23 protein-coding genes are annotated in these 26108 nt (G+C 42.1%); 6 read left to right on the forward strand and 17 right to left on the reverse strand.

Features of this window, described 5'->3' with window-relative positions:
• Positions 1-14: 14 nt before the first annotated feature.
• From ACTD55_RS05330 to ACTD55_RS05390, 13 genes are all read right to left on the reverse strand, one after another.
• Positions 15-560: a DUF7004 family protein gene (locus ACTD55_RS05330; protein WP_438863279.1), complete on the reverse strand. Its 546-nt coding sequence runs from the start codon at positions 558-560 to the stop codon at positions 15-17.
• 143 nt (positions 561-703) lie between these two features.
• Positions 704-1390, reverse strand: coding sequence for an amino acid adenylation (locus ACTD55_RS05335; protein WP_438863280.1), 687 nt, complete (start codon positions 1388-1390; stop codon positions 704-706).
• Between the two features lie 9 nt (positions 1391-1399).
• Entirely contained in the window at positions 1400-2281 is an 882-nt protein-coding gene (locus ACTD55_RS05340) for a hypothetical protein (RefSeq protein ID WP_438863281.1), read from the reverse strand.
• Positions 2281-4053 (reverse strand): DUF3696 domain-containing protein, encoded by a 1773-nt coding sequence (locus ACTD55_RS05345; protein ID WP_438863282.1) that lies wholly within the window; start codon positions 4051-4053, stop codon positions 2281-2283. Before ACTD55_RS05345 ends, ACTD55_RS05340 begins: the two co-directional genes overlap by 1 nt.
• 12 nt (positions 4054-4065) lie before the next feature.
• Entirely contained in the window at positions 4066-5592 is a 1527-nt protein-coding gene (locus ACTD55_RS05350; RefSeq protein WP_438863283.1) for a hypothetical protein, read from the reverse strand.
• Positions 5576-6955, reverse strand: coding sequence for a toll/interleukin-1 receptor domain-containing protein (locus ACTD55_RS05355; protein ID WP_438863419.1), 1380 nt, complete (start codon positions 6953-6955; stop codon positions 5576-5578). The genes ACTD55_RS05350 and ACTD55_RS05355 overlap by 17 nt, the downstream gene beginning before the upstream one ends.
• Positions 6956-6963: 8 nt before the next feature.
• Positions 6964-8145, reverse strand: a complete 1182-nt coding sequence (locus ACTD55_RS05360; protein ID WP_438863284.1) for a restriction endonuclease subunit S — start codon at positions 8143-8145, stop codon at positions 6964-6966.
• A complete protein-coding gene (locus ACTD55_RS05365; RefSeq protein ID WP_438863285.1) occupies positions 8142-9719 on the reverse strand; it encodes a type I restriction-modification system subunit M in 1578 nt (525 codons plus the stop codon). Before ACTD55_RS05365 ends, ACTD55_RS05360 begins: the two co-directional genes overlap by 4 nt.
• 28 nt (positions 9720-9747) lie before the next feature.
• On the reverse strand, positions 9748-13185 hold the full coding sequence (locus tag ACTD55_RS05370; protein WP_438863286.1) for a DEAD/DEAH box helicase family protein: 3438 nt from the start codon (positions 13183-13185) through the stop codon (positions 9748-9750).
• A gap of 68 nt (positions 13186-13253) precedes the next feature.
• Complete coding sequence (locus ACTD55_RS05375; protein ID WP_438863287.1) at positions 13254-14762, reverse strand: sigma 54-interacting transcriptional regulator; 1509 nt, start codon at positions 14760-14762, stop codon at positions 13254-13256.
• Positions 14763-14851: 89 nt separating this feature from the next.
• Entirely contained in the window at positions 14852-15013 is a 162-nt protein-coding gene (locus ACTD55_RS05380; RefSeq protein WP_438863288.1) for a helix-turn-helix domain-containing protein, read from the reverse strand.
• Between the two features lie 226 nt (positions 15014-15239).
• Positions 15240-16946, reverse strand: a complete 1707-nt coding sequence (locus ACTD55_RS05385) for a methyltransferase domain-containing protein (RefSeq protein WP_438863289.1) — start codon at positions 16944-16946, stop codon at positions 15240-15242.
• Positions 16947-17058: 112 nt separating this feature from the next.
• Entirely contained in the window at positions 17059-17307 is a 249-nt protein-coding gene (locus tag ACTD55_RS05390) for a helix-turn-helix domain-containing protein (RefSeq protein ID WP_438863290.1), read from the reverse strand.
• A gap of 153 nt (positions 17308-17460) precedes the next feature.
• On the opposite strand from ACTD55_RS05390, the gene ACTD55_RS05395 reads away from it, so the two are divergent.
• From ACTD55_RS05395 to ACTD55_RS05415, 5 genes are read left to right on the forward strand one after another with little or no spacing between them, the layout of a single operon-like run.
• On the forward strand, positions 17461-17694 hold the full coding sequence (locus ACTD55_RS05395; RefSeq protein WP_438863291.1) for a hypothetical protein: 234 nt from the start codon (positions 17461-17463) through the stop codon (positions 17692-17694).
• Positions 17687-18856, forward strand: a complete 1170-nt coding sequence (locus ACTD55_RS05400) for an Arm DNA-binding domain-containing protein (RefSeq protein WP_438863292.1) — start codon at positions 17687-17689, stop codon at positions 18854-18856. Before ACTD55_RS05395 ends, ACTD55_RS05400 begins: the two co-directional genes overlap by 8 nt.
• A gap of 57 nt (positions 18857-18913) precedes the next feature.
• Positions 18914-19843, forward strand: coding sequence for an HD domain-containing protein (locus tag ACTD55_RS05405; protein ID WP_438863293.1), 930 nt, complete (start codon positions 18914-18916; stop codon positions 19841-19843).
• 22 nt (positions 19844-19865) lie between these two features.
• A complete protein-coding gene (locus tag ACTD55_RS05410; RefSeq protein WP_438863294.1) occupies positions 19866-20426 on the forward strand; it encodes a DNA-binding protein in 561 nt (186 codons plus the stop codon).
• Positions 20427-20428: 2 nt separating this feature from the next.
• Positions 20429-20935: a hypothetical protein gene (locus tag ACTD55_RS05415; RefSeq protein WP_438863295.1), complete on the forward strand. Its 507-nt coding sequence runs from the start codon at positions 20429-20431 to the stop codon at positions 20933-20935.
• A gap of 120 nt (positions 20936-21055) precedes the next feature.
• Here ACTD55_RS05415 and gdhA read toward each other — a convergent pair whose 3' ends face one another.
• From gdhA to ytfE, 3 genes are all read right to left on the reverse strand, one after another.
• Complete coding sequence (gene gdhA, locus ACTD55_RS05420; protein ID WP_438863296.1) at positions 21056-22408, reverse strand: NADP-specific glutamate dehydrogenase; 1353 nt, start codon at positions 22406-22408, stop codon at positions 21056-21058.
• A gap of 42 nt (positions 22409-22450) precedes the next feature.
• On the reverse strand, positions 22451-22846 hold the full coding sequence (gene rnk / locus ACTD55_RS05425) for a nucleoside diphosphate kinase regulator (protein ID WP_438863297.1): 396 nt from the start codon (positions 22844-22846) through the stop codon (positions 22451-22453).
• Positions 22847-23272: 426 nt separating this feature from the next.
• Positions 23273-23953, reverse strand: a complete 681-nt coding sequence (gene ytfE, locus ACTD55_RS05430; protein WP_438863298.1) for an iron-sulfur cluster repair protein YtfE — start codon at positions 23951-23953, stop codon at positions 23273-23275.
• A gap of 159 nt (positions 23954-24112) precedes the next feature.
• Here ytfE and norR point away from each other — a divergent pair, with 159 nt between their 5' ends.
• Positions 24113-25639, forward strand: coding sequence for a nitric oxide reductase transcriptional regulator NorR (gene norR / locus ACTD55_RS05435; protein WP_438863299.1), 1527 nt, complete (start codon positions 24113-24115; stop codon positions 25637-25639).
• Positions 25640-25645: 6 nt separating this feature from the next.
• Here the strand turns inward: norR and ACTD55_RS05440 are convergent, their stop codons facing one another.
• Positions 25646-26053 carry a putative zinc-binding protein gene (locus tag ACTD55_RS05440; RefSeq protein WP_438863300.1) on the reverse strand — a complete coding sequence of 136 codons (408 nt, stop codon included), beginning with the start codon at positions 26051-26053 and terminating at the stop codon, positions 25646-25648.
• Positions 26054-26108: the final 55 nt, after the last annotated feature.

The following is a 26108-nucleotide window of genomic DNA, read 5'->3' on the forward strand; positions in this document are numbered from 1 at the left end:
AACGCTACTTCCTTTTATGCGCTTAACTTCATAAAGTCAGACTTCGCATAGAACCCTCTGACCTGACATTCCAACTTCAACTCCCGCCAGCCCTTTCCTCTGGAAAAACTGGCCGCAACTGTCGGATTCATTCCTTCAATAAGCACTTGGTGTACACCTAAGCGTTTAATAAATTTTTTGAGTATTGCTTTTTCTTTGTTCTCTTCGGCTATCATTCCTGCATATAAAAATAACAGAATGAATTGCACCTCTTGGGGTTTTGGGTAAGCCTTGGAAAGATAGGCAATTCTTCCAACTAAATCATAATTGACTTGATTTGTCACGCTATTGAATATGCTCAAAAAATCCCGATAAAGCACAAAGCGAGAGTGGCCGGATGCGTAATGACGCATCACCTTAAATACTTCTTCATCCCTGACTGCGTGGGCTTTGTTATCCCTTATATGGTAAATACACCAACGGTCAAATCTACCTTGCGAAAACACAAACCGTGTACCGTCTTGCAAGTTTGCGATTAACGTTGATCTAGTATTAAAGTTTTCATTGACAACAAATGACATGCCAGCCTCCGGGTTGATGTAGATAACACCTCACCCCTAGTAATGCCAAAAGCAAGCCAAACATAAATGTAACTATAAATCAATCAGTTAACTATAAATCCATCATCTTAAAAAATATAAAATTTACTTTTATGTAAAATAAGTTACTTTTTAATATTCTTTAAATAAATTACATTGGACGTATCGCTGCCATCACTTGAGTTAGCTTCACTCACATCTTCAAGATGCTTCCTTTTCACTAAAGTCCGACAATATTCCAATAAACCTTCTACCGGCACAAAGCGCTGCTTACTCGACTTGGTTCGTTTAGGCTGGGAATTAAAATAAACGGCAATATCCAAGGCTAGCTCTGGCGGGAGATATCTTATCTGTCTGTCATCTAGAGTTTGCGTAACCCACAAGCCAGCATCAGTAATATGGCCATTGATACTGAGATCGGTATTCTTTACCCATTCGAATTTAAATTCGACATCACCAATATCACTGAGTAACTTAGCAATATCGCCCCGTTGCAATAGACGCTGAGTCTCCAGGGTTTCAGCTAATACGTATTGCCACTCCATGAATAACCGTGATTCAAGTTCTCCTACGGTCAACGGTTTCTCTACAGGTAAAAATAGCGTGAACCTGCTGTTAGCTTCAGTCGCAATAATGGTCTTTTCAATGGATTTGTATCGGTTTTCGATAATGTGGATCTGCCAGCAAAACTGCTGAAAAGTACTTTGCAGAGTATTGACTCCTACCTGCTTACCAGATGAGGCAGGCAAACGGGGAAAGTCTGCTTTTAACCATCTCGCAAGTGCATTTGATGCTGATATTAGTAGTTGCATTTAACTCTATTACTTATCGGTAAGCCCAAGTTTTCTTGCTCTCCCATCTGCGACTATCGCTTCAATCCATTGATGTGTCACTTCACACTCATGTTTACTGCACAAACTGATACTGAGCTTATCAGCTTGCGCTCCTTGAATGGCTCCCGGAGAAAATCCATGCCCTGATTTGATGCCACAATACTCAGTCATAAGATACCTATCATGGAAGAACTTCTCCGGAGCAATTACCAGCGAGAAATTTGGTAATAGTTTGAAGTTATCGACATAATTGCGTTTAAACACAACTCCAGGCTGCGCAACATCTATTGCAGTTACAAGGGTGATACTTCGAATAGATTGATATTGTTGCAACATCAAAAATATATTGTGTAAAACAGGGTTTGGTGCAAAGCAAAAATATTGATCAACTATCGTGAGGTTTCCCCCATATCGAACAATTGGTGCAATACAAGCGCTGATTTCCTGGCTAGTCCTATTGATGGTTACGGTCGGCGGAAGATGCCAACTAGCATGCCTTTCAATTATATCCACATACCCGATAGCGCCTTCGAATTGCTCAGAAAGGATTGAGTTAAACGGTAAGTATTCTGTTTGTTTCGTGCACCAATCTGTCCAGTTTTCAACATTAATTTCAGACCTATGTATCGGCAAAGCAAACCGGTCCTGACCCTTGCATTTCTGTAGCTTGTTCAAAAAATTAATAATCGACTTCTTTTTTACTGGCTGAAGTTCTTTAGAATTTTTTGCTGCAATAAAAGCCTCCCTAGCCCATTCTCGCACAGGAGCGATTACGTACCTCCCCGCTTCAAAACCAAATCGTTCTTTCAAAAGACCGTAGTAGTGATATTCGCTCAAACATTTCGGATCAACTGCAACCTCCTGATACATCAGAACAACTCCTCATCGCGCTCGTCAAAGAAGCCTCCTGGCCACTCCTCGCTAAAATCACCGTCATCGGTGATGCAAATCCTTCTAGCACTTACGCCATCAGTTTCATTTGATAGAAATATTACGCTAATATCGTTCGGCTGAATTTGCTGAAGGTCATTTGGGAGTGTTCCCTCATTGCTTTCCCTGATTCTGCGAAGTAGGCGCAAAATCAAATGCTCACTATGCGTTTCAATGAGAAAGCTTGGCGCACTTTTAAGTTGCGTTAAAAGATCACCAATTGCTACTTGTAGCTTAGGGTGGATGTGAAGTTCAGGTTGTTCGACTGCTACGATACCTTTGCTGCGGCTCAATGCCGCTACAATTACCGGCATTAACTGAGAAACGCCTACACCTAAATCTGCTGCACTGACTGTTATCTGTCGTTTTGTATCCCAAAGATTGTTAGACCACTTCCATTCAATATTGTCGAAATTCGCAAAATCCTTGTTAGCTACTTTTGATCGTTCATTGACTAGCCTTTGGTGAACGTCTTGGAACCTCATCCCTGAATTAATCTTTTCTCTGACTGAATAGTTGATATGCGCTTCCATTACCAATTCTATTCCTAGCCCCAGCTTCGAATCATCGGAGATCCAAGAATTAACAGCTTTCAACACATTGAAATCATTGTTGGCTAACACATCCCATGCTGCAATGCCGTTGTACCAATCTTTCCTTTGGATATCCGAGTTAGGTTGGCGTAGCGCATCTGGAATCTCGCGAATCGGTCCAATACATAGACTGTCATCCAGAATACGTTTGAGATTGTCCAAGGGGGCAACCAGCAAATCACTGAATAACTCAATTACCAGTTCATTAAGAGTCCCATTATCAATAGTAAAAGCAGCGTTTAACTTTTTCCCCTGTTCTAATAACGCTCCAGCAAAACCTTTTATGCCTATCGGTACGTGCGTTAGCTCATGTCCAGCGAAGCAAATATAATTGACCCCTGCGATTACATCTGTGGTTGTAATACGCCCTTCATTTATCAGTTCGTGAAATTCACTTGTGTAGGCTGTACTCGAAATTTCGAGTGCATCCTCATCATTTTCAAATGGCCTGTCAGCCCCTTGCGTTATTTCTCTATGGGAGGGAACGTGTATGCCTTTCAATTCACACAACGTATCAAAAAGATCTTCATGAATCGGACTCTTAAAATCAAAGCACTCCAATAACCAATCATCATGGTTTTCAGGCAACAATAACGGATGGAGATAGTTGAGCGCACTGATTACTGGCTGCTTTAAGCCAGCATCACTAGTAACTTCAGCTAAATCTTGACCATCGAATGAAACGGTATAACGTGAAATGTATGCTGCATCAGCAGCTTTAGACCAAGAAATCTCAAATTCCAGCGCCATCGACTCAGCAGCGACAGATGGACTAGAGATTCCTAACTCAACACCTTCAATCAAATCAGACAAAAATCCATACCCACTGCCGACCTGACCCTGCTTATCGAACTCAACTCTAATTATGATGCTTTTATCCAATTGACGACCATGTACAAGATTTTTAAACCCTCCGATGTACTTGTTGTCCAGCGCTTCTAGCCGCAAAGGATTGCAATTGCCTTTCCCAATAATATGATGCAAATAAAAAAGGGCCATCAGAACAGAACTCTTGCCGACGCTATTCGGGCCAAAAAGCAGTGTGAGGGGTGCAAACTCTATGGTTTGCTTAGTACTGAATGATCTAAAGTTAGTAAGGGATAGTTTGGTTATACGCATCTTAGTTCTGGCTTATATGTAGTGCTTAAAGGGAAGAGGTGGTAAATCATGGGCGGTTGGAGTTGCTGTCAGTATTTCACCAACTTGGTCCGCAAAACGAAGGGTGACAGGCTCTCCATCAGCAAAATCACAACGATTAAAATTAACTTTTGTAAGACCAAGAATATCTTTCAGTACTTGTCTGATGTCGGCGTCACCAAACGATATCTCAACAGCAAGCGGGTTGGGAACCTCCCGACCAGGATAGGTGCCGAGCCTTGGAACAAAACCCTTGGAATACAAGTACCCTTTTCGTTTATGTACTAAGTAAAACGCTCCTCTTACCAAGGGGTGATCAGTAGGGCTATACAACTTGAAGTGCTTTTCATGTGATATCCGAATGGATACTACTTTTGTTCCTTCTGGTACACCAGCACGAAACCCATCCCATTCATCTTGGCTGATCCGGGTTTTGCCATGAATAAATAGCTCATTTGGTGGGATACCATGATCCCTTTCATATGCAGCGACTATCTGCTCAGCAATGATTTTTGCCTTTTCAAAAGGAAGATGAAACTGTTTTGTTTCAGTCGAATACCAGGGGCCAACTGCCCCCCTAAATACAACACCATCACCCGAATCCAGAAACATTTGAGCACCGCAACACGCATTCTGACTGTCGATACTGGTCTCATCTTTTTTGAACACCAAGCCAACATAACAAACTCCAGGACGCACATTTGCCAGTTTCCAGGGACGTCCTGATGCCTTGAAGTAAGCAGTCGTGCAGAGATTCCAGGCAACAGATGCTTTGTCCTGCAACTGTCTTACGGGCCTACCGTTCTCAACAAAGGCTTCTGGCATTAGTGTCGTTTCGCGCACCACCTGTACCACTGCTTTAGCATCTAATAACCTTGCTTTAAGCTGGTTATGAAAATTTAATTCATAACGATAAAGCTCTGCTGTTTCATTGTCTTCATCGAATAATGAGGGCTGAGAAGAAAGTTTGTGCGCAAGCCTAGCATTCATTAGCTGCGGAGATTGTTCGGCCAAAGACCCCGGAATACGTGATTGAGGACGACCATATTTGTAAACTTCCTCAGGAATCACAACAAACCATAGATCTACCGCAGCGTCTTCTTCATTAATATGCCGCCTAATTTCATTTTCAAATATGGAAACGGTGTTATAAATAGCTTGATGCCGATCTTTTATACGAATAGTTTGGGTGATTTTTTGCTCTGGAATACGTATGGTAGCAGCAGGCTTTTCTGGCCACTTAGCGCCAAAAATAGCCTCGAATCCAGGAAACGGAATATGATGCGCAGCATCAGAAGTGGATTCAATCGGTAAATTTACCTGTTTAATCCAACGTTCATACAGCTCTAACCCACGGGGAGTTCCTACAAATCCGATACGTATCGAAGTTGGTGAATTTTCATTGTTTAATGGTCCAAACCAAAGCAGACCATCTTTAGCAAATGGTGCTTTTTGTTGGTAACCAAAAGATAACTCAGGCTCTTCAAGCAATTCTATACACGCTTCATTCATCATCGTCATCAACCGTATCCATCAAATCGACTTCTATGTCCACTTCGTCATCTTGCTCACTTGAGGTAGGTTGCGAAGTACAAAGCTGGTAACACATTTCAACCATATTAGGCCGACTCGAAAAACTAATAGATTTTCCTTCACCCAGAGATAGTGTTATTTCAGAGCAGCTTTCAGATAAAAGATGTACATAAAGCAGAAGAAGCTCTCTCCAACGGGGGTTCCACCAGTTTTTGCAAAACCCTCTGCGCAATCGGTGCATCTTAGCGCTATCGGCAATTGGATTGCGTCCATCTTCGGTAAATACGACATGTGGGATAAGGCTGAGTTTTGCCGTTTGTCCGTAATGAACTTTCACCTCAATAGCGTAGTGCCAATAAACCTTGTTCTTACCACTGAACCCTAATATTTTCCTTCGTCGAAGTTGACCATTCTGATCGGGGTATTGTATTAGCCCCTCATTGCTATCATTCGCAGGAAAAAACCATGACGCGCGTCCATTCGACAGCTCGTACTTGTTCAAGCCTTTCTCTCTCATTGCATGGTTCCAGCTCTCAGCAATAAGATTATTGACCTTCTTAATGACTTCACCACGAAGAAACTCTTTATGATTCCGTATCCCGTCGCTCAGCACGTCAGGTAAGTTTAGCTTTGGAGACTTGCTTGGTATCACATACTTTGGAAGGAAAGGGGTAATATCTTGATGATCCGCAAAAGTTGCTAACATTCCTCCCCATTCAAACCATGCAAACGGGCACATCGCTAACTGTTTTCGCCATAACTTTGCATCCCCAGGCAAACGGAAGAAATTCAATTCGTCTGGCAAGTTGGTTATTGGAAGAGTATTGCTGATAGCAGTGTCTCTGGCCTGCTCAACAGTTGCGGTGGGTATCCGGATTGCCGCAAGCACAGCCCCCAAGTCACAAGGTTTGCTTTCTTTTGGAGTACTATCGCGCTCAAGCCTTTCCACTAGTCGTTCAAAGCCGAATCCCCACCCCTTAGAAAAGGGAATAATGTTCCTGTCAGATAAACCGTAAGGGTGACCACCAAATTCTGAGTCATCAATAATAATAGGGATGATAAAATTGGTTAGCCGATGTGCAGATTCAGCCTGCAATGCAAGTTCAACTTCCCGTTGTACACCGAGTTTCGACAGGGATGTTCTGGTAATCACAATAACAAATTTTATTGTCGAGGCATGAATAGCTTCGGCAATGTCTTCCCACCACTTCTCCCCACCAAACAGTTGTGTGACATCTGACCAAACCTCATATCCCAACAACTTCAACCGAGTCGATAGCCAAAGGGTAAAGTGGTTATCTTCTGGCGTTGCATGACTTATAAAAACTAAGTTCCTTTTACCATTTTCCATATCAGTCACTACAAATTTCCAGCAAATGCTTTATAACTAATAGCATTGAAGTTTTGAACACTAACTAAATTGCTCACATTTATTCTGTCACGCAATTTAATTTGTTTGTCGAATAGTTCTTCAAACTGTACCTGCATATCGAGTGACGGCAATATAAATTCAACCTCCTCAAGCTTTCCTTTACTAACCATACCTTTCATAGAATTTGTCGAAGCGCTCTGAATTATTTTTTTGGAAAAAAGAATTAATGCGTAAAGAAACCATTCTCGGACATATTCACTTTTCGGGGTTACTGCGTTGATTTGCTGATTAAATGAGACCTTTCTATCTGCAATGGCTGCATTGCCTATGCATTCGAAACTACCTGCGATACAAGTAATAAGCGTTGAACCTTTCTCAACTGTTCGAGCTTTTTTCTCACCTTCAGGTGACAAGAATTCTGTTGCTGTCGTTAGTATGTGTGATGGAGTATTTATATTATCAGACTTTATCCACTCTAATTCGCCTCCAAAATACTCTGGCACCTTACGTGATGGAGTGTTACCGGTAGTTACGTCAGCAAATTCTTTAAGCTTCTTACGTTTCCAGCCTCGTGGATTAGTAACAGGGTCGCCGAACATATCTAGGAAGACACTGCGGAGGAAGTCGTCGGCGAGTTGGATGGCTTGCTGGCGTTTGCGGCGGATAGCATCCGCTTTATCCAAAATCGCAGCAATGCGTTTTTGTTCATCGAGTGGTGGGAGTGGGATAAAACTTTGCTTTATCACTTTATCAGACACAGCAGGATAATTGGCACCAGTTGCCTTGGACATCATGTCAGCGACAAAAGAGTAACTCTGCACCCAGTGAAATAAATATCTACTATCTAACTTTTTGGGTAGCGGTCTCAATACACAATAGCCAGTTGAAGCCGTCGCTCCATCAAGCGCGCTTTCAATATGAGCTACGCCATTTAGATTTGGTCTCACTGTTGCTACAAGTACATCATTAGTAGCAACCAATTGTCTCGCTCTACTAGGAGCATTCTGCGGTTCAATCTTTGTTACGGCATTCAAATCGACGATCTTGCGATCCTTGTCAATCGAACTTAAATCAATGTAATCAAACTCCGTTTCTAAATCAGACTTTAACGGATTCCATGAGTTGACTTTGCTAACAAGTTTTCCAATTTCAACCAACGGCCAACTCACAGCATCTTCTCCAGCTCTTTTAAGTCAGCCAGAATCTCATTTTCGAGGGCCATTAACTTGCCCAAGATCTCCTTGGGATCTTCATGCTCTTCCTGTTCATACTTGACTTCTTTGTAGCGGTTAATCGAGAGGTCGTATTTATTGGCTTTGATCTCATCTTTGCTGACCCAAAACGCTTTTTTGGACTTATCGTTTTTCTCAGTGCCTGCAATGGCCTTATCACGGGCTTTAAACTGCTTAACTAAATCCGGCAGGTCATTGGCTTTGATGGGGGTGCGTTTATCATCCAACGAAAAGCCGTCAGCCAGCACATCGTAAAACCAGACATGGTCGGTGCTGCCGCCTTTGGTAAAAATCAAAATGGCGGTGGATACCCCAGCGTAAGGTTTAAATACCCCGCTGGGTAGGGAAATAACTGCTTCCAACTGGTTTTTTTCCACCAATAACTGTCGTAGTTGTTGGTGGGCGTTGGATGATCCAAACAGCACACCGTCAGGAACGATTGTGGCCGACTGGCCGCCTATTTTCAGCATGCTCTCTATCAGCGCAACAAACAGTAACTCAGTCTTTTTGGTTTTCACTTTGCGCAGAATATCCGGACAGACATCCTCTTCATCCAGGCTGCCCTTAAATGGTGGATTGGCGAGAATAATGTCGAAACCTTCTTTAGCTTCTTTGGGGAAGCGCTCTTTGAAGCTTTGACTAAGGGTGTCCTGATAATGAATATCTGGTTGTTTAATGCCGTGCATGACCAGGTTCATGGCGGCGACACGTAACATGGTGGCGTCAAAATCGAAGCCGTGGAACATGTCAGTATCGATATGTTCACGCTCTTCAGCGTCAATTAAGTCTCCGGAATAGAGGAGGTTTTCAACGGGATTTCCATTGATATCCAACAACGGTTTGCCGTCTGTATCAAACAGAGGTTCACGTTCCACTGTTTCTGGCGATGTGTATTTTTGTAGCAAGTACTCATAGGCACTCACCAAGAATCCTCCGGTACCGGTAGACGGATCACAAATCCGGCTGGTAACGCCCGGATCCATCATTTCCACCATCGCTCTAATGATATGGCGCGGCGTTCTGAACTGACCATTGATACCAGCAGTGGTGAGTTTGCTAAGCAAGTATTCGTATAGATCGCCTTTGGTATCCGCATTGTCCAATGGCAGGTCGTTAACCATTTCCACGGCTTTGACCAACAGACTCTGCTTTTGGATCATCATCTGCGCATCTTTCATAAATTCAGCAAACAGTGAACCTTCGTTATCTCTGGCAGAGCTTTCGGCAAAATACGGAAACAGTTCATCTTTAACCCGTTTATACAATTCACCCGCCCCTAAATGGCGGAAGTTTTGCCAGCGCAGATGTTGCTGCTGTTGATTGAAACGGCGATTGAATGACTTGCCAGTGCGTTGACTACGCTTTTCGTCGGCCTGTTCGTTCATGTCTAACAAACGTGCGTACATCAGGAAAGTGATCTGCTCAATCACGGTGAGGGGGTTGGTTATACCGCCAGTCCAAAACTCTTCCCAAAGTTTATCGATTTTGCTTTTTAGCGGGCCTGTGATCATCTGTGTTCCTCTAGTACTGCTCTAACTTTTAAAGGGATTCGTTGCTAATGGTTTTTTCAATGTTCTGGGCTTTACGGCCCAAGTCCACATTGAACTGCTTAATAAATTGCTCAATGACATCGGCTTGCGCCTGATTGAATACGCCGTCCAAGCCCATGTCGTGGATGCTAGTGAAGGGCGCATCATATAACTGCTCTACCTGAATAGCACCGTAGCGCACCAGATGATTTTTAAGCATGCTAATAAAGCGCTGCTGCTTGGCATTCATATGGGTGTGGGTTTGTTGAACAAAATGCGTAAATTCACTCTCAATTGCGTCTTTGTCCATACCCACTATGGTGCGCAAGATTTTATCTAATGAAGCTGTCGATTCGGGGAAAAACTCCTTTAAGGTATTCAAATCCACATTCGGGTTTTGGGTATGTACCAGTGAGTTAAGCTGCGCAAGATCATCTTCAGATACGAATTCACCAGCTCGGATTTTCTTAAGCACCTGATCCGTTTCAAACAACGGTGATAAGGTTTTTTCTACTTCCTGGCGGAAAATTTGATAATCGATAGAAACTATTTTTGTGGGACGAAAAGTCTCCCGGATCTCACTGACTTGCTCTTTTACATCGATAACATAATCGACAGTTTCCGGCTTTTTGCCTTTATCACGCAGGTGGATAATGCTTCGCAGCGCTTTGCGGCTTTGCTCTAACTTTGTAAACTTTAGTTCTTGCCAATACTGCTCATTTTGAATCTCAGCAACATACGCGGCTTTTGCTCGCACCTCATTTAAGTGCATTTGCAGCTTCTCAATTTTACCCATTAGGGCCTGACGTGCTAAATCGATCTGACTGGGGTCGGTAAACAACAATGTTTGAACTACCGTGATTTCATTATCAAATTTATACGCTTCACTTTGCCCCATGATATTGCGCCATTGCATCAGTGGTGCAATATGCTCATAGAGACTTGCTTTAGTTTCTGGGGCAAACTGATTGAGGTATTTTTCGTCTTTGCACGCTTCAACTAACTGCCAATTGTCACGCACCGCTATGGAATGCATAGGTAGTGAACACACATCTTGATGGATAAGCTTTATTACTTCATCAAAGGTGGCTACATCGGCTTTTTTAAGTGAGGTTTCAGCCAACAACAAGCGTGATTCAAATAACTTTTGCGTTAACGATTTAGACTGTTTTACGTCCTCTTCCTCTGGGTCCATATCGAAGTATTCGAAGTTTTCCCAGTGATCGAAAATCAAGAAGTGTGTTTTATCTTTGCCAGCACCATAGAGGTCTTTGCACAAACGCGTACCTCGGCCAATCATTTGCCAAAATTTCACTTTCGACTTAATTGGCTTGGCAAATACAAGGTTGACACATTCAGGTACATCAATGCCTGTATCAAGCATATCGACTGATACCGCGATACGCAGGCTATTCTCTTCTGACGATTTAAAATCATCAATTAGCTCTTCGGCTCGCTCATATTTTGAGTGAATAACGCGGCAGAAGTTATTACCTAATTGCGGATACATTTCAGCAAATAGGTTAGCCATAAGTTCAGCGTGTGCTATGTTACGGGCAAAGACAATGGTCTTGCCGGGCAGTTGTCCGTCTACATCACGCAACCCTTTTTCCATCAGGTTTCGCAATATCACACGGTTGGTATCTTTATTTTTTACCGCTTCATCGATTTGTTTGGCATCGAAGTCCAACTCATTAGGGTCAATACCCTGTTCTTCCAGTTCGGCAATTTGCTCGTCAGTTAGATTGTCTTTGCTAATCCCTTCGCGCAGGAATTTAGTGGTAAAGCTTACGATTTTGTAGGGGACTAAGTTACCGTCTTCAATCGCTTGTTCTAGTGGGTAATTGGCCGTCGGCATTTTAAAGTCGCAACCAAATAACTGACAGGTTGAACGAGACACCATCTCGACTGGGGTTGCCGTTAAGCCTACTTCTAACGCATCAAAGTATTTAAAAATATCACCGTATACATTGTAAATTGAGCGGTGAGATTCATCGGCAACAATTAAATCAAAATAGCCGACATCATACTTTTGGAATATACGCATCATGCCCGGATAGGTAGCGATAAAAACACGGGCGCTATCTGCCGCGCCTTTTTTACTTTTACCCACCACATAAAGCGGCTCTTTGGTATGTTCGTTAAAGGCATTCCCAGCTTGTTTACGTAACTCTTTACGGTCACATAGGAATAAAACACGCTTTGCCCAACCCGCATCTAGCAGGCGTTTTGCCAATGCGATAGATACACGGGTTTTGCCAGTACCTGTCGCTTGTACGATAAGCGATTTCCGATGCTTGTTAGTGAAACGTTCGCATATACGCGATATGGTTTCCATTTGGTACATACGGCCAGCCACATCAGTATCGATAGGCGTTTGGTTGAGATCTTTTTTCAAAGTTCGTTGCTTTATAAGGTATTGCAACGAGTCTTTTGAGTAGTAACCGTAAAGTTTGCGACTATTATAGCCTTGGGCATCGTCTAAAATACGAATGTCGTAGCCATTTGAATAGAATATTACAGGGCGCTGACCATGTTCTTTTTCTAGGGCATCAGCATAGATTTTTGCTTGTTCTCGGCCTTTTTCTACAGACTCACGAGTACGCTTCGCTTCAATAACTGCCAACGGCTTGCCATCATCATCCCACAGCACATAATCAACATAACCAATACCCGTAGCTGTTGGCTGATGAGCGACTTCTACTTCTTTGCCGACTTCATCGGTACTGGCTTCGTCTAGTGATACATTCCAACCCGCTGCGCGTAAATCCATATCGATAATACGGGCGCGAGTTTCAGCTTCGTTAAAGTCGATAGCGGAAGTAATAACTTTGTTCTTCTTCTGAACTTCCTCAATTTTAGCGTGGTCGATTGATTGTTTTAATTTAGCTGCTTCAATTTGAGCTTGTTTTTGCGCCTGCTCCGCTGCCTCCAGCTCTTCCAAAGCTTTTTTAAGGCGAGCCTCATTTTCAACTATTTTCTTTTCTAGTTGCTTATTCTTCTTTGCAAACTCGCTATCAGATTGCGTAGCTGATTGTTTTGGTACTGGCTTTTTAAACTCTGGTAAATTTTCGGCTTTACCCGGACCATGAACAACATATAGATAGGATGCGATGAAATAGCTTTCTTTTAATATCCAAACCGCTTGTTGCTGATCGACTTTACCTTCATGGGCAGCTTGGTTACCGCTTTTACGAATCGCATGAAGCTTATCTGTGATTTCCCTAGGTACAACTGATGTGAATTCGTCCGCTGTTAACTTGTCGTATATGTTGGAATTCGGAAATACAGGCAGGCGAAGCTCTTTATACAAATAGCCCACCACTTTTTCAGCAAAGCAGCGTAATTTGACCAAAGCACTTTGAGGGTCGCTAATGGCATATTCTTCTGCAAATGCAGCAAGCTGATGTAACTCTGGCCATTTGTTCTGGATGTGTTCAAAATTCATTGATTGCTTCATTCCTGATTAATCCTTGTGTCACTACCTATATGGCAAGCACAGTGCCAAGTTCGAAATTATTGTTCTTTTTCATTTTGGACCCCCAACCGCTTCATCCAATTTGTTAGCGTTTGATGATCTTTTAATCCCAGCATTTTTGTTGCGTGCTTTTTGACATTTCCGCTTGCTTTTAATGCCGCTTCGACATATTTTTTCTGATATTTTTCAGTTAGTTGAACTATATCTACCTTATCATTGAAAGAAAGAGAAACGTCATTATTTTGCTCACCAACTCTCCTGTTTATGCATGCTTTAGATAGTTCTTTTTCACCCACAAATTTTGAATCCGTCCACAAAAAAGCCCTGTTCAATGTGCTCCATAATTCACGAATATTACCTAACCAAGATTGTGATAAAATAAATTTAATTCCATTTTCGGAAACATTTTTACTTATATAGTCCGGGTGTTTGGACCCCGACTCATTAATTTGGTCTGTCAGTTGTTCTACTATTACTGGAATATCTTCTATTCGAGCTCTTAGTGGCGGCATATTTATAATGCCCACAGCTAGGCGGTAAAACAGATCTTCTCTAAAACCCCCTTGTTCAATCAGGGTGGTTAAATCTTGGTGGGTAGCAGCAATAACACGCACATCAACATTAATCATTTTTGTATCACCAAGTCTGGTAATTTCCCCTTGCTGCAATGCCCTCAGAAGCTTAACTTGTATATCAGGTTTTAACTCTCCGACTTCATCCAAAAATAAAGTACCGCCATTGGCTTGTTCAAATAGACCTGCATAATCTTTATCTGCGCCAGTAAACGCACCTTTTTTATGACCAAACAGTGTTGAATCGACTAGGTTTTCAGCAAGCGCTCCGCAGTTGACGACTCTTATGGGCTTGTTTCCTCTAAGGCTCCCTTTGTGGATAGCATTTGCCATTAGCTCTTTACCTGTACCTGTTTCACCTAAGATAAGGGCAGGTACTTCAGACGCAGCTATTCTTTTGGCTTTATGAACCACATCTGTCATTATTTTTGAGTTCGCCGTTAATTCTGAAAACGCTTTTTGCACCTTAGGTAATGAGGTCGCTGTATGCGCAATGTTCTTCGAGGCAGACTTTACGTATTCTTTACCGAAATCTAGTGGTATTGCGACTTCTTCAATAACGTTTTTCGGGGACGATTGCACAAAGCGTGTATTAGACTTGCCCTTTCCATGAAGCACAGAAAGAGTTGTCATTGCAGGTGTGCCAGATGTTAGATTGATCGAGAGCGTGTCAGCTTCTTCTGATAACTTTGTGATCCACTTTTCTGTTTCGATTGAAATAGACTGATAATCAATCGGACTTTGGATGTGCGCTAAGTGGATTTTAATATCTTCTGATGGTCGGCTTAACATCGCCATACGCTTTTTCAAAAAGCGCTCAAACGAGTCCCACTTAGCTTCGTCTTTATTAGAAAGAATTACGATTTTATCAAATGGAATTTCAGATTTTGTCGCAAGTGAAACAATAGCAGCGTTTTGCTCTTGCTCCATGTTTTCAATATCGCGATTACCAAGCCATGTAAAAAGTGTATGCACTGCTCAATTGCTTATTCCAATTCATTTGTAAATCATCTTACATGAAATAATAATTTTTACACTTAAAGCATTACCATTCAGACTAATTGCTAATTAGTCGATTTTTTCAACAAGTCACCCACTTCACAATCAAACAATTCACATAGCTTATCGATTGCATCAAGGTCGATGCGATGAGCGGTCTCTTTGTATAGAAGCGTAACTGTATTTCGATTGAGGCCGGTTTCTCTGGCCACATCCATGATCTTCATTTTTTTCACCCATCAAGTGGGCTAAATGACACCTAATCACACTTTAAAATTAATTTCGTACCGCCCTTTAAAATAATGCAATGTTATTTTTAATATAGATATTTTCTACTTAAGGCAACACTATGTGCATATTTGAGCGATGGTAGAAAAACAACTATGCATAAATGATTCGCGGTCTAAATACTAAGCACTTCCGCGCCGTTCTGAAGTGGCGTCCTTACTTGTTTTAATTCCACTCTACCAATTGTTGCAAGTCCTTCAATCGATCGCGTTGAATTGACAAAGCTTCAAATACATCACTAAAACTAGTGCTCTGGTTTGGAAGCAGGGGTAATGCAAATTTCGCTTGAGTGAAAAACTCGGTTGAATCATTCTGCCAAGCTGATTGCCACCAATGGATGATATCTGCTCGGCAACTGTTTAGCTTTGAGGCGCTGGGCAATTTATCTGATTTTTTAAGATTAATTTGGCTATTACTGGGTAGCAAGTTCCATAAATCATTATTTGGCCAACGGGCAAAAGGTATAGCGTGATCAACTGCATATTGCCCTGCTGTTTTGAGCCGCTTACCGGACCACACACAATGTACCTTCTGCTGCGCCATTAAAGTATCAATACGTTGACGCACTTTGGTGGTGTTTCGCTGTGGGTTATCCCAACGTAATGCTTCAAAATATTGCTGGCGAGTAAACGCCTTAGCGTTGTTTTCACTGTATTTTTCCATTTGCGCCACCCACTCATTTAACAGAGCTGGTTCTATCCACACACTAAATTGTGCCATGGCGTCCCAAATTGCTTTGGGAAGATAAAATGATCCAAAACTGGATAAGTAATTGCTATCAAGAGTTAGCACACAGGGTTTTCGATGCGCTTTCGTTTCTACCGAAAATACAGCTTCTTGAGTACCAGGCAAGGTGATGTACTTCACCGGCATATCTTTAATGGTGTTACTGATATCTTTTAACGTTTGATGCAGACTAGTCGCAAGCTTTACGTCACTATTAGAATAATTGGCACCGAGAAATATGTCATTATTTGATAAAGACTTTAGCTGTCGCCAGCCGGTTTCTTTGATAAAACCTAGTCCCTTACTCGTATTGCTATTTTGTTGCATAGCAAAGGTATCTACTAAAGGTTTATACAACTTCATCCAATACAACGACACCAAACCCAAAGGCAATTCAACACAGTTATCAGTTTGGCTTATAACAGCTCCTGGATGCCCTTCAGCAATGCGCAATAAGGAACGTAACAAGGCTAATTTATACGTAGAGGATTTGTTATCGTTAACAACAATATTGCGTATTAGCGGAAAAGCTCCCGTGCCATCATCAGGCAAAGTAAGTACAACGGTTTCCCAATTTACGTCATTACGACCTAGTTTATCTGTTGTAACCTGTGCGGTAGCTAGCTCATAAGATAAACCAAATTTACTGGCTAGTTGCGCCTGTTCTGACGTCGTCACCTCATACATTACACGTTCGTCATGACATTCACCGTGACGCAGGGATATAACTAGCTTGCCATTCGGTTTCAACAATGTACTGAGTTTTCGAAAAGCGCGTTCACGATTAGATGGTGCAATGTGCATCCACACGGCGCTCAGCAAAATTAGATCGAATTTAATTTGTAGGGCAAAGACTTTTTGTAATTCAGGAAGAGTATCGTCTAGCCAATGGATATTAAGTTGTGGATATTTATTTCGAGCGAGCGAACGCATGCCTTCGGCCGGTTCAACAGCGACAACACTCAAACCTTTATTAGCAAGATAAGCCGCATCACGACCAGAGCCCGCGCCCACATCTAATGCCCAGCCTTTATCTGGTAAATGCGTTAACCAATCACAATGCACATCAGTAAAACTGACATTGTCATATTGGGCACTTAAGCTTTCTGCCTGCTTTGAGTAATAAGTAATATTGCTTGCGCTCAAACGACTCCCTTACTTCCTTGAACGATTAGAACATACCTACTTTATTTTGTTTTTTTGTACTACCGACACATTTTCTTCTAACAATATGATTTTGGAAACCTATATTAGTTAGTCACTTCATTTTTTCGCTATCACTTGTAGGCGGGTTAACCAATTGAAGTAATTCACTAGGTTCACATTCAAAGTAATTACACAACAAGTTGATCGTGTCGGTATTTGTATTGTAACCAGGAACATTAGCAATTCTGGTAATTGTTGCTCTGCTTATTCCCGTTTGTTCAGCAACATCTCCAATCGTGATGCGCTTACCATCTCGGAAACTTTTTTCATCTAATTGTTGGCGAAAAAGAATTCTAATCACGCTCTTATTTTCATATATGGATCAATTGAATCTTAATAATACCATATGCGTCACATAAGAGTTAAATAAAGCTTGACAGAGTCATAAATTAGCTATATAACTCAATTTAGATTCATTTGAATCATAAATGACTCAAAAATGGAGATATGAAGCATGACTCAAAACTATCTGACAACATCTGAATTATCAGAACGTATCAAATACGACTGCCGCACTATTCGTGAGCAGTTAAAAGATTCTGTCCTTATTGAGGGCACTCATTACATCCGACCGTTTGGCGGTCGGAAGATTTTGTATGACTGGCAGGCGATTCAGCGGGACATGTGCAAGTTTTCGCAACAGGCGATGGCGATTCCTATGTCTAATGGAGGGCGTGCTCATGGCTAGTATCAATGTTCGCAAAGAAACCGGAAAGCTCTACCTGGATTTCCGTTATCGCAATGTGCGTTGTCGTGAGCAGACCAATCTGTCTGATACACCTGCAAATAGAAAAAAACTTGCGGTGGTATTAGACAAGATACAAGCCGATATTCTATTGGGTTGTTTTGATTATGCTAAAACCTTTCCTAACAGTTTCTTGTTGAAAAAAATTCAACATGTGGAAGGTACGTTAGCTACGAAAGATGCATGTCCCACTTTTGAAGTATTCGCTAATATTTGGTTTAAAGAAATGGAAGTCCAATGGCGCCGCAGCTACACGGATACTGTTCGTTATGTAATGGTGAATCGACTGCTTCCTCATTTTGGCAAGCAGAAAGTGAATGCTATCAGTAAGGCAGACTTACTGGCATTTCGCGCTGAACTGGCGAAGTCCAGAAAAAAGAATGGTGAATTGTTGTCACATTCTCATGTGAATCGTCACATGAAAATAATGCGGATTATTCTAGCCGAAGCTGCGGATCGTTTTGAATTTAGCAGCCCATATCGGGATATCAAGCTACTCAAAGTGCCTAAATCGGACATTCAGCCTTTCAGTCCGGAAGAGATTAATTTAATTCTGGATAATGTACGGGCGGATTTTCGAGATTATTTTGCGGTGCGCTTTTTTACCGGTATGCGTACAGGTGAAATTGATGGTTTGAAATGGAAGTACGTGGATTTTGCTAAAAGGTTGATTTACATTCGCGAAACCGTTGTGGATGGACGGGAAGAATATACCAAAAATGACTTTAGCCAACGTGACATTCAAATGAGTCAACCGGTATTCGACGCATTTAAAAACATGCTACAAAATACTGCGCATCGGGAATACGTTTTTTGCACCGGCAAAGGCACACCGCTGAATCACAATGCCGTCACCAAACGCGTATGGTATCCACTATTGCGCCACCTAGGACTGCCAAAGCGTAACCCCTATCAGATGCGCCATACAGCTGGCACGCTGTGGTTGGCTTCTGGTGAGAGCCCCGAGTGGATTGCAAAACAAATGGGGCATTCCAACACCGAAATGCTGTTCCGCGTATATAGCAGATATGTCCCCAACCTCACGCGTCAGGATGGCTCGGCTGCTGACCGGATGTTTAATACTATCCGCAATCAAAAGGGCTAAGCCCCCTCTCAATAATTCACTTTGTTTTCTTCATTATCCTGATAATAGGAGGGCACTATGCGCGCCTTAAAAATTGAATCCATGCAGCCTTTGCTAGTTGATGTTCCTGAGTATAAGCGGTTTTCTGGCCGGTATTTCCTGACTGGCCTGGTCACCAAACCCGATCAGGCTGGCAATCCTGTGACAGTATTAACAGTGTCCGATGCCACCAGCGACTTTCGCGTTTTTTGCACGTCACCAGTGTTGCTGGACTGTAATTTGCAACCTAACACCATGGTGCATGTTGAAGCAGCGTTGTACCAAAACATGGGAGCAGCTTACTTTCGATGCAAAGATCTACAGCCCATCACAACATGCTTAAGTTTGGGACGCGATCTGTCCGCGCTGCCTCGTTCACTTTGCCCAAAACCTGTTGCGTTTGACGCGCTGATTATATTTGTTAGCCGGATCCAGAATCCGCTGCTTCAACAATTTGTACAAGAGGTGATCCTCCAACCGCAAATAGGCCTGCGTTATATACAATGTCCTGCAAGCAAAAATTTTCATCACAATTATGCTGGTGGATTAATTGAGCATTCTGTCGAAGCCGCCTGGAACATTGCAGGGATCATGGATCTGACTCCTTTGGAGCGCGATATCGCGGTGACGGCTGCTTTGTTGCATGATATTGGGAAAACTCAAACACTAACACCTGATCTTACGCGCACAGCAATCGGTCAGCTTGTTGACCACAGCCACCTGACGCTGGAAATTTGCGCAAATCCACTTCGTACTCTTGCGCTCTCGGCTCCGACTATTGCGAACCAACTTCGCCATGCCTGGACTTGTCACTCGCCCAGGGCTCGCTTTGGTTTCAAGCCTCGTACCCGGGTCGCCAAATTTCTGCAAAAAGTCGACAAACAAAGTGCTGACGGCTTTTGTGGTGACGGATTTATACCCGCCTTTTGCAACACTGCTGAAGTGCTTCGCACCCAGGCAACAAATTAATTAAATTAAAGGAATTAAAGTTATGGCACGTCATCCAGAGGTTACCGAGAAGGCCATTATTCAGGCCGGACTGGAAATTGAAAAGCTGGGCAAGGCAGCTAACCCCGGCGCAATCCGAGTGCATCTTGGCTACAGAGGTGGCCTGATGCGTATCAAATCCATTTGGGAGGGTTTTGTACAAAAGCGTAGTCAAAAGTTACTACCAGATCCCAAAACCGAAGTGACATTAGACTCTTTACCTAATGAGTATTCAAGCAACGCGGTACAACTCATGGAACGCGTATCAACAGCGATTGAGCAATTAACTGTCGAAGCCTATATCGTTAGCCAACAGGTATTTGAGAAGCGGTTAAAAACAATGGAGAAAGATCATGAGCAAAGGGTAGCCACTCTCAATGAAGCTGAGGTTTCTGCGGATATGTCTATTAAGCAACTAGAAAATGAGCTGGATGACGTCCAAAAAGACCTTCAAGATTTGGCAGACCAAAATGCCAAGTTGTTAATAGAAAATTCTGAACTTCGTGGTCGGTTATCGGTTTTCGAAGAAAGCTATCCAGCTAGTAAACAGCATAGTGGAAATTAATTATGGACTACCACATTTGTGATTTTACTGCATTGGTCAGTAAGGATATTCAAAAACAGTTAGACACTGAATTTCAATATCAAATGAATTTAACCGATGGTGAATGGGTTTTCTGGGAAGATAAGTATTTTCAAGGACATCAAGTTGAACCAGCGATTGATGCTACAGGTCAAGCCATTCTTCAGTTTTTCACAACATGCGCTTGTCCCATTAGTATGTTAAGACTCGGGCGCTCTATGTCGTCACGTAATAGTGATCACGGCCCAATAACTTCAGACTCAATGGCAGTAAAGTACCTACTTACAGGAATGGAGTTTATCGCCAACAATCTTTATGACCAGAAAAAAGCAGTTGGAATGCGATACTACATGGATACCTTGGAGTTCAGGTTTGCCTGCGAATTATTGCTCTCATATAAGAATGAAATGAGATCCGAAAATATCTGTCCTGAAATTATTGATTTAATAATGGGTGTAGTGAAGAAAACATCCCACCACACCCTGCAATAGTTTTGATTTATATTGTTTAAATTTTATGAGTATTCCGGCTTATCGAGGTAATGAATCGAGTATCAGGATGACTCGCCACCAAAAAACTAGACCAACAATGTCTTTTTTGGTTAAGAAAAGTTAAACAACTCCTTGCTCAATCATGGCATGAGCAACGCGACGGAACCCTGCGATGTTGGCACCTAATACCAAATTATTAGGTTGACCAAATTCCCTTGCAGTATCGATTGTTGTAATAAATATATTTTTCATAATCTGCTGTAATTTTTGGTCAACTTGTTCAAAAGACCATGATTGCATACTGGCATTTTGTGCCATTTCCAACTGGCTTGTTGCAACACCACCGGCGTTGACTGCTTTACCAGGACCGTAAGCAATACTTGATTGAATAAATAAGTCAACGGCCTTCTGCGCTGAGGGCATATTGGCACCTTCACTCACCGTTTTGCAGCCATTATCTAGCAAGGTTTCAGCATCAGCTTCGGTCAGTTCGTTCTGAGTCGCACAGGGAAAGGCAGCATCGGCTTGATAACGCCATATTGCATGGCCGTCAGCAGGGTAATCAGATGTGGGGGTATAAACGGCATCAGGGTGATTATTCAAGTATTCTATTAAACTTCCTCGTTGCTGTTCTTTGATTTGCTTTACTAGCTTTAGATCGATGCCTTCCTGATGATAAAGCGTACCCGAAGAGTCACTACAACAGATCGGTGTGGCACCTAACTGGTATAGTTTTTCCATGGCATAGATTGCAACATTACCGGATCCTGAAACAAGGCATCGTTGTCCTTGTAAACTTTCTCCTCGGGCATTTAGCATGTGGTCTGCAAAATAAACTGCACCATATCCTGTTGCTTCTTTACGCACTAACGAGCCTCCCCAAAGCAGGCTTTTACCGGTTAATACGCCATCATAACGACCAGTTAGTCGCTTATATTGGCCAAACATATACCCTATTTCACGGGCTCCTACGCCTATATCTCCGGCAGGAACATCTGTCGTTGGGCCAATATGGCGGTATAGTTCGTTCATGAAGGACTGGCAAAAACGCATGACTTCATTGTCTGAACGGCCTTTAGGATTAAAGTTCGCACCACCTTTGCCGCCACCTATTGGTAGCCCGGTCAATGCATTCTTAAAAATTTGTTCAAACCCCAAGAATTTAATAATGCTGGCATTCACACTCGGATGAAATCTTAAGCCTCCTTTATACGGGCCTAACGCCGAGTTAAACTCGACTCGGTAACCTTTATTCACTTGAATATTACCACTATCATCCACCCAGGGAACCCTGAACATAATCTGTCGCTCAGGTTCAACCATACGTTGAATAATAGCTTGCTGCTGGTAGTTTAAATTGCTATCTAAAATCGGACTAATCGATTCTAAGACTTCTTCAACCGCTTGATAAAACTCTGACTGAGCAGGGCTGCTTTGTTTTAAATCTACAATGGTATTGTGAATATAGGCCACCACTATTTCCCTTATAAAATGTTATCGCGTTAACGTAATAAATCAGCTCAGTAGAGGTTTCTTCGAGTTGACTTGGATTATTTCTACTTGTTGTTCTCCTCGTTGAGTAACCCAACTAATATTTTGCCCCGTACTCAAACCAATTAAAGCAGAACCAATTGGAGCAAATATTGAGATACTGTCTTCATACAGGTGCATATCAGCCGGAAAACACAATGTTTTAGTAAAAACTCGTCCGCTATCTAAAATTTTAAAAGTGACTTGACTGCCAATTGATACAACATGGTCTGGCATATCTTTACTGTTCACAATATTGGCTCGAGCAAGTTCGTTTTCTAACGCTCGAACAAACTCCGCAGGTAACTTGGCTTTTTCAAGCTGTTCTTCCAATTCTGCTAAATCTGCAGAGGAAATTGTAATTTCAGGTTGTTGTTTCATAACGGGATCTCTCATGTTGCATCATAATGTCAGTTGTTTGTTGAATCTGGGATTTATTCAGTACTGTTTGAATTATCTATGAAATCCATTGAGCTGGTGCGATGTTGGCCTTTATCAGTTTGCGTTAAATAAACATGCGAAGCTCAACTGACGTAAGAGCAACACGCCTTGGTAAATCTGAAGTCCAGATGGCTGAATAGCGATAAAAACTATTATGTGAATATGTAATTGGGTTTGACAATAGATAATACGAGCCGGTCACAATCAATGCGACCGGCTTAAATTGGCAAGGTGAGTAGGATGCTCTTTATTGTGTTAACTATTGTCATAGGATCCTCAATTTGAGTGCTTGATAATAGCTCAGCTCAAAATAATAACAATAGTTTCACTGTACTACCGCATTATAAATTCGTGCAGTGTTAGATATTATTGACAACTACCACAACAGTATTGGTCACCATGTTGGGGCGGCGAGAATAAAATTTGATTCTCTAATAGAATGTGCAGCATCAAATCTTCTTTTAACTCCTTTAAACCAACATATAGTGCAGTCCATGTATTGCAAGCATCTTTTGGTAAAGTGATATTATTGGTTAAGTCATCGATTACCGCCAAGGCATCACCATGTTGCAAATGTTCCTCTTCCATTACACTAATAGGCCCAGAAGGATAAGTACCTCTGATTAACATAGGAAAGAGAATTTGTTCTTCTTTAATCATGTGACTTTCCAGTTCCTGATACATATCTTCTAAATGATTTGCCAGTCCTACAGGGCAGAATTCTTCATCGGTGTGAACATATTCGACTCGTCTTGCAAGTCTTATCAATTCGGGTAGTTGTACACGGTGACGTTGATGAAAACGAACGAGAATATGCTCTATTAGTTCTGCATTGGATACCTTTCTCCAGTCAGTATAATCAATAGGTTGCTGCAGCTCTGCAAAAGCATCCAGCAGTTCTTGTTCAGGCAAGTGGTGTTTAGCCAGTACATCACGCAAAATATGATCACCTCCACAACAAAAATCTAATTTGTATTGGTGAAAAACAGCGGTCGCTCCCGCAATGGACGTGGCGATATTGCCTAAAGACTGATCAAGTAGTGACATAGTAATTCCTAAAATTTAGTTGGGTTAAATCATTTCTAGTCACCTTTCGCAATTATCAGGCCAATACTACCCACTTTGATTTATATAGCTTTTATGACCCGTATGGTAAATTTAACCTAAATAATTTAGGGTCAAATGTACCAGTAGGTAAAAATAACCATGTTGAAAGAAAGTTTAATTGCAGATTTGGTTACCGACCTCCCTGCTGCTATAAGATTGCAGCGTTTAGTCAGCACTCTGGCGAACTATTTTGGATGCGGTGCAGTTGGGCTATTGAAACTAGAACACGAAGTATTAAAACCTGTAGCAATGTATGGATTAGCAAGCGAAGCTCAAGGTCGTCGCTTTATTGTTGCCCAGCATCCTAGATTAACAACCATTTTAGCAAGCCGTAATCCTGTCAGATTTGATCCTGATTCCGAACTACCTGATCCGTACGATGGATTACTGCTGGATCAGCCAGGCGAGGCATTACCCGTACACGACTGCATGGGGATCTCAATTTACATTGAGGGGCGCTGCTGGGGAGTGCTTACACTGGATGCGCTTCATGCAGGGAGTTTCAGCCAAACGACCATACTTGAGCTACAAAGTTATAGTCTACTAGTAGAGGCGGCTGTAAGAATGACTGAACTGGAACAGTCTAATCGCGATTTGCGTTTAAATCATCAGGTGAATGATCAACCATTTTCACCCACCAGTCAGCGCTATGAACTAATAGGACAAAGCAAAGCTTTGCAGCAAATCTTACAAGAACTAGCAGTAGTCGCGAATTCTGACTTGCCGGTACTATTGCTTGGAGAAACCGGTGTAGGTAAGGAGTTATTTGCCCGACAACTACATCGCAGTTCTGCACGAGCCAATAAACCACTCGTGTATATAAACTGTGCTGCCTTACCAGAAAACTTGGCAGAAAGTGAATTATTTGGCCATAACAAAGGCGCTTTTTCTGGTGCTCATAATGAACGCGCTGGACGGTTCGAAGCGGCAGATGGCGGAACCCTGTTTTTAGATGAAGTAGGTGAATTACCGCTAGTTGTGCAAGCTAAACTATTACGGGTGCTGCAAAACGGTGAAATCCAGCGGTTGGGCTCAGATAAAACCAAATTAGTTGATGTACGCTTAGTGGCTGCCACTAATCGTGATTTGAAAGAACAGATTAAAAATGGAGAATTCCGCGCTGACTTATACCATCGTTTGTCGGTTTATCCGCTGCCTATTCCTCCGTTACGCGAAAGAGTAGAAGATATACCTTTGTTAGCAGGACATTTTTTGGAATTAAATCGTAGCAGATTGGGATTGCGAGCTTTGCGTCTGGACAGTGAGGCAGAATTAACTTTACTGAGCTATAACTGGCCGGGGAATGTTCGAGAACTGGAACATGTAATAAGTCGTGCAGCAATCAAAGCATTAAGTCAGGGAGCTTCACGTAGCGACATTGTTACGCTTGGTTCGACACTACTAGACATAGATAGCCAAGTACCTGTAGCGACTCATCACGTTATTAACGAACCGTTACAGCAAACAGGGATTAGTTTGAAACAGGCTGTACAACAGGTGCAATTGCAAATGATTAAACGGACCTTAGAACAATATGATGGAAATTGGTCTCAGGCAGCTAAACAATTGGACGTGGATCCCAGTAATTTGCACAAATTGGCACAACGATTAGGTTTAAAAGCCTAGTTGAAATTAGTGAAATTTACTCCAAGAACATTGCCCACTTCTCTTTGTAGTACTTAGTACATCGTGATGTATGATTTTTAAAAGCTTGTAAGCATCATGTAAACTGTAATCTTGATGCTCAATTTTTTTATAACCCAATGACGTCAGTTCGATATGCCACTCCGGCGATACACCAATCGTTGACAATGTTTTTTTAACACACATTAAAGGACAACCATCAATGGCTAAGATCGGCCTTCCTGACTTGGCTATTCTGACTAGTGGTTTGACTTTGCCACCGACCCCTGCAATACAGGACATCTGCGCCGAGCCTTCCCGATCAAGAGTGACAGCTACATCATTGGCAAGTTGCGCTAAATTGGAACAACCGGAGCATGCATAAACTAACGTTTTCTGCCGACAATCAATTTTCATATCAAGTTCTCCCATGACGCCGAAGGTAATAATTAAGGGAGTAACGAGTATAAAT

Origin of the sequence: Neptunicella sp. (assembly GCF_048268085.1) — a bacterium.
Classification (GTDB): Bacteria; Pseudomonadota; Gammaproteobacteria; order Enterobacterales; family Alteromonadaceae; genus Neptunicella.

What these genes read in the sequence shown, in the direction of transcription:
- ACTD55_RS05370 (WP_438863286.1), bottom strand. Translation starts at nt 13,185, where the DNA reads ATGAATTTTGAACACATCCAGAACAAATGGCCAGAGTTACATCAGCTT.
- ytfE (WP_438863298.1), bottom strand. Translation starts at nt 23,953, where the DNA reads ATGTCACTACTTGATCAGTCTTTAGGCAATATCGCCACGTCCATTGCG.
- rnk (WP_438863297.1), bottom strand. Translation starts at nt 22,846, where the DNA reads ATGAAACAACAACCTGAAATTACAATTTCCTCTGCAGATTTAGCAGAA.
- ACTD55_RS05330 (WP_438863279.1), bottom strand. Translation starts at nt 560, where the DNA reads ATGTCATTTGTTGTCAATGAAAACTTTAATACTAGATCAACGTTAATC.
- ACTD55_RS05400 (WP_438863292.1), top strand. Translation starts at nt 17,687, where the DNA reads ATGGCTAGTATCAATGTTCGCAAAGAAACCGGAAAGCTCTACCTGGAT.
- ACTD55_RS05350 (WP_438863283.1), bottom strand. Translation starts at nt 5,592, where the DNA reads ATGACGATGATGAATGAAGCGTGTATAGAATTGCTTGAAGAGCCTGAG.
- ACTD55_RS05355 (WP_438863419.1), bottom strand. Translation starts at nt 6,955, where the DNA reads ATGGAAAATGGTAAAAGGAACTTAGTTTTTATAAGTCATGCAACGCCA.
- ACTD55_RS05340 (WP_438863281.1), bottom strand. Translation starts at nt 2,281, where the DNA reads ATGTATCAGGAGGTTGCAGTTGATCCGAAATGTTTGAGCGAATATCAC.
- ACTD55_RS05415 (WP_438863295.1), top strand. Translation starts at nt 20,429, where the DNA reads ATGGACTACCACATTTGTGATTTTACTGCATTGGTCAGTAAGGATATT.
- ACTD55_RS05335 (WP_438863280.1), bottom strand. Translation starts at nt 1,390, where the DNA reads ATGCAACTACTAATATCAGCATCAAATGCACTTGCGAGATGGTTAAAA.
- ACTD55_RS05365 (WP_438863285.1), bottom strand. Translation starts at nt 9,719, where the DNA reads ATGATCACAGGCCCGCTAAAAAGCAAAATCGATAAACTTTGGGAAGAG.
- ACTD55_RS05410 (WP_438863294.1), top strand. Translation starts at nt 19,866, where the DNA reads ATGGCACGTCATCCAGAGGTTACCGAGAAGGCCATTATTCAGGCCGGA.
- ACTD55_RS05440 (WP_438863300.1), bottom strand. Translation starts at nt 26,053, where the DNA reads ATGAAAATTGATTGTCGGCAGAAAACGTTAGTTTATGCATGCTCCGGT.
- norR (WP_438863299.1), top strand. Translation starts at nt 24,113, where the DNA reads ATGTTGAAAGAAAGTTTAATTGCAGATTTGGTTACCGACCTCCCTGCT.
- ACTD55_RS05395 (WP_438863291.1), top strand. Translation starts at nt 17,461, where the DNA reads ATGACTCAAAACTATCTGACAACATCTGAATTATCAGAACGTATCAAA.
- ACTD55_RS05405 (WP_438863293.1), top strand. Translation starts at nt 18,914, where the DNA reads ATGCGCGCCTTAAAAATTGAATCCATGCAGCCTTTGCTAGTTGATGTT.
- ACTD55_RS05380 (WP_438863288.1), bottom strand. Translation starts at nt 15,013, where the DNA reads ATGAAGATCATGGATGTGGCCAGAGAAACCGGCCTCAATCGAAATACA.
- ACTD55_RS05345 (WP_438863282.1), bottom strand. Translation starts at nt 4,053, where the DNA reads ATGCGTATAACCAAACTATCCCTTACTAACTTTAGATCATTCAGTACT.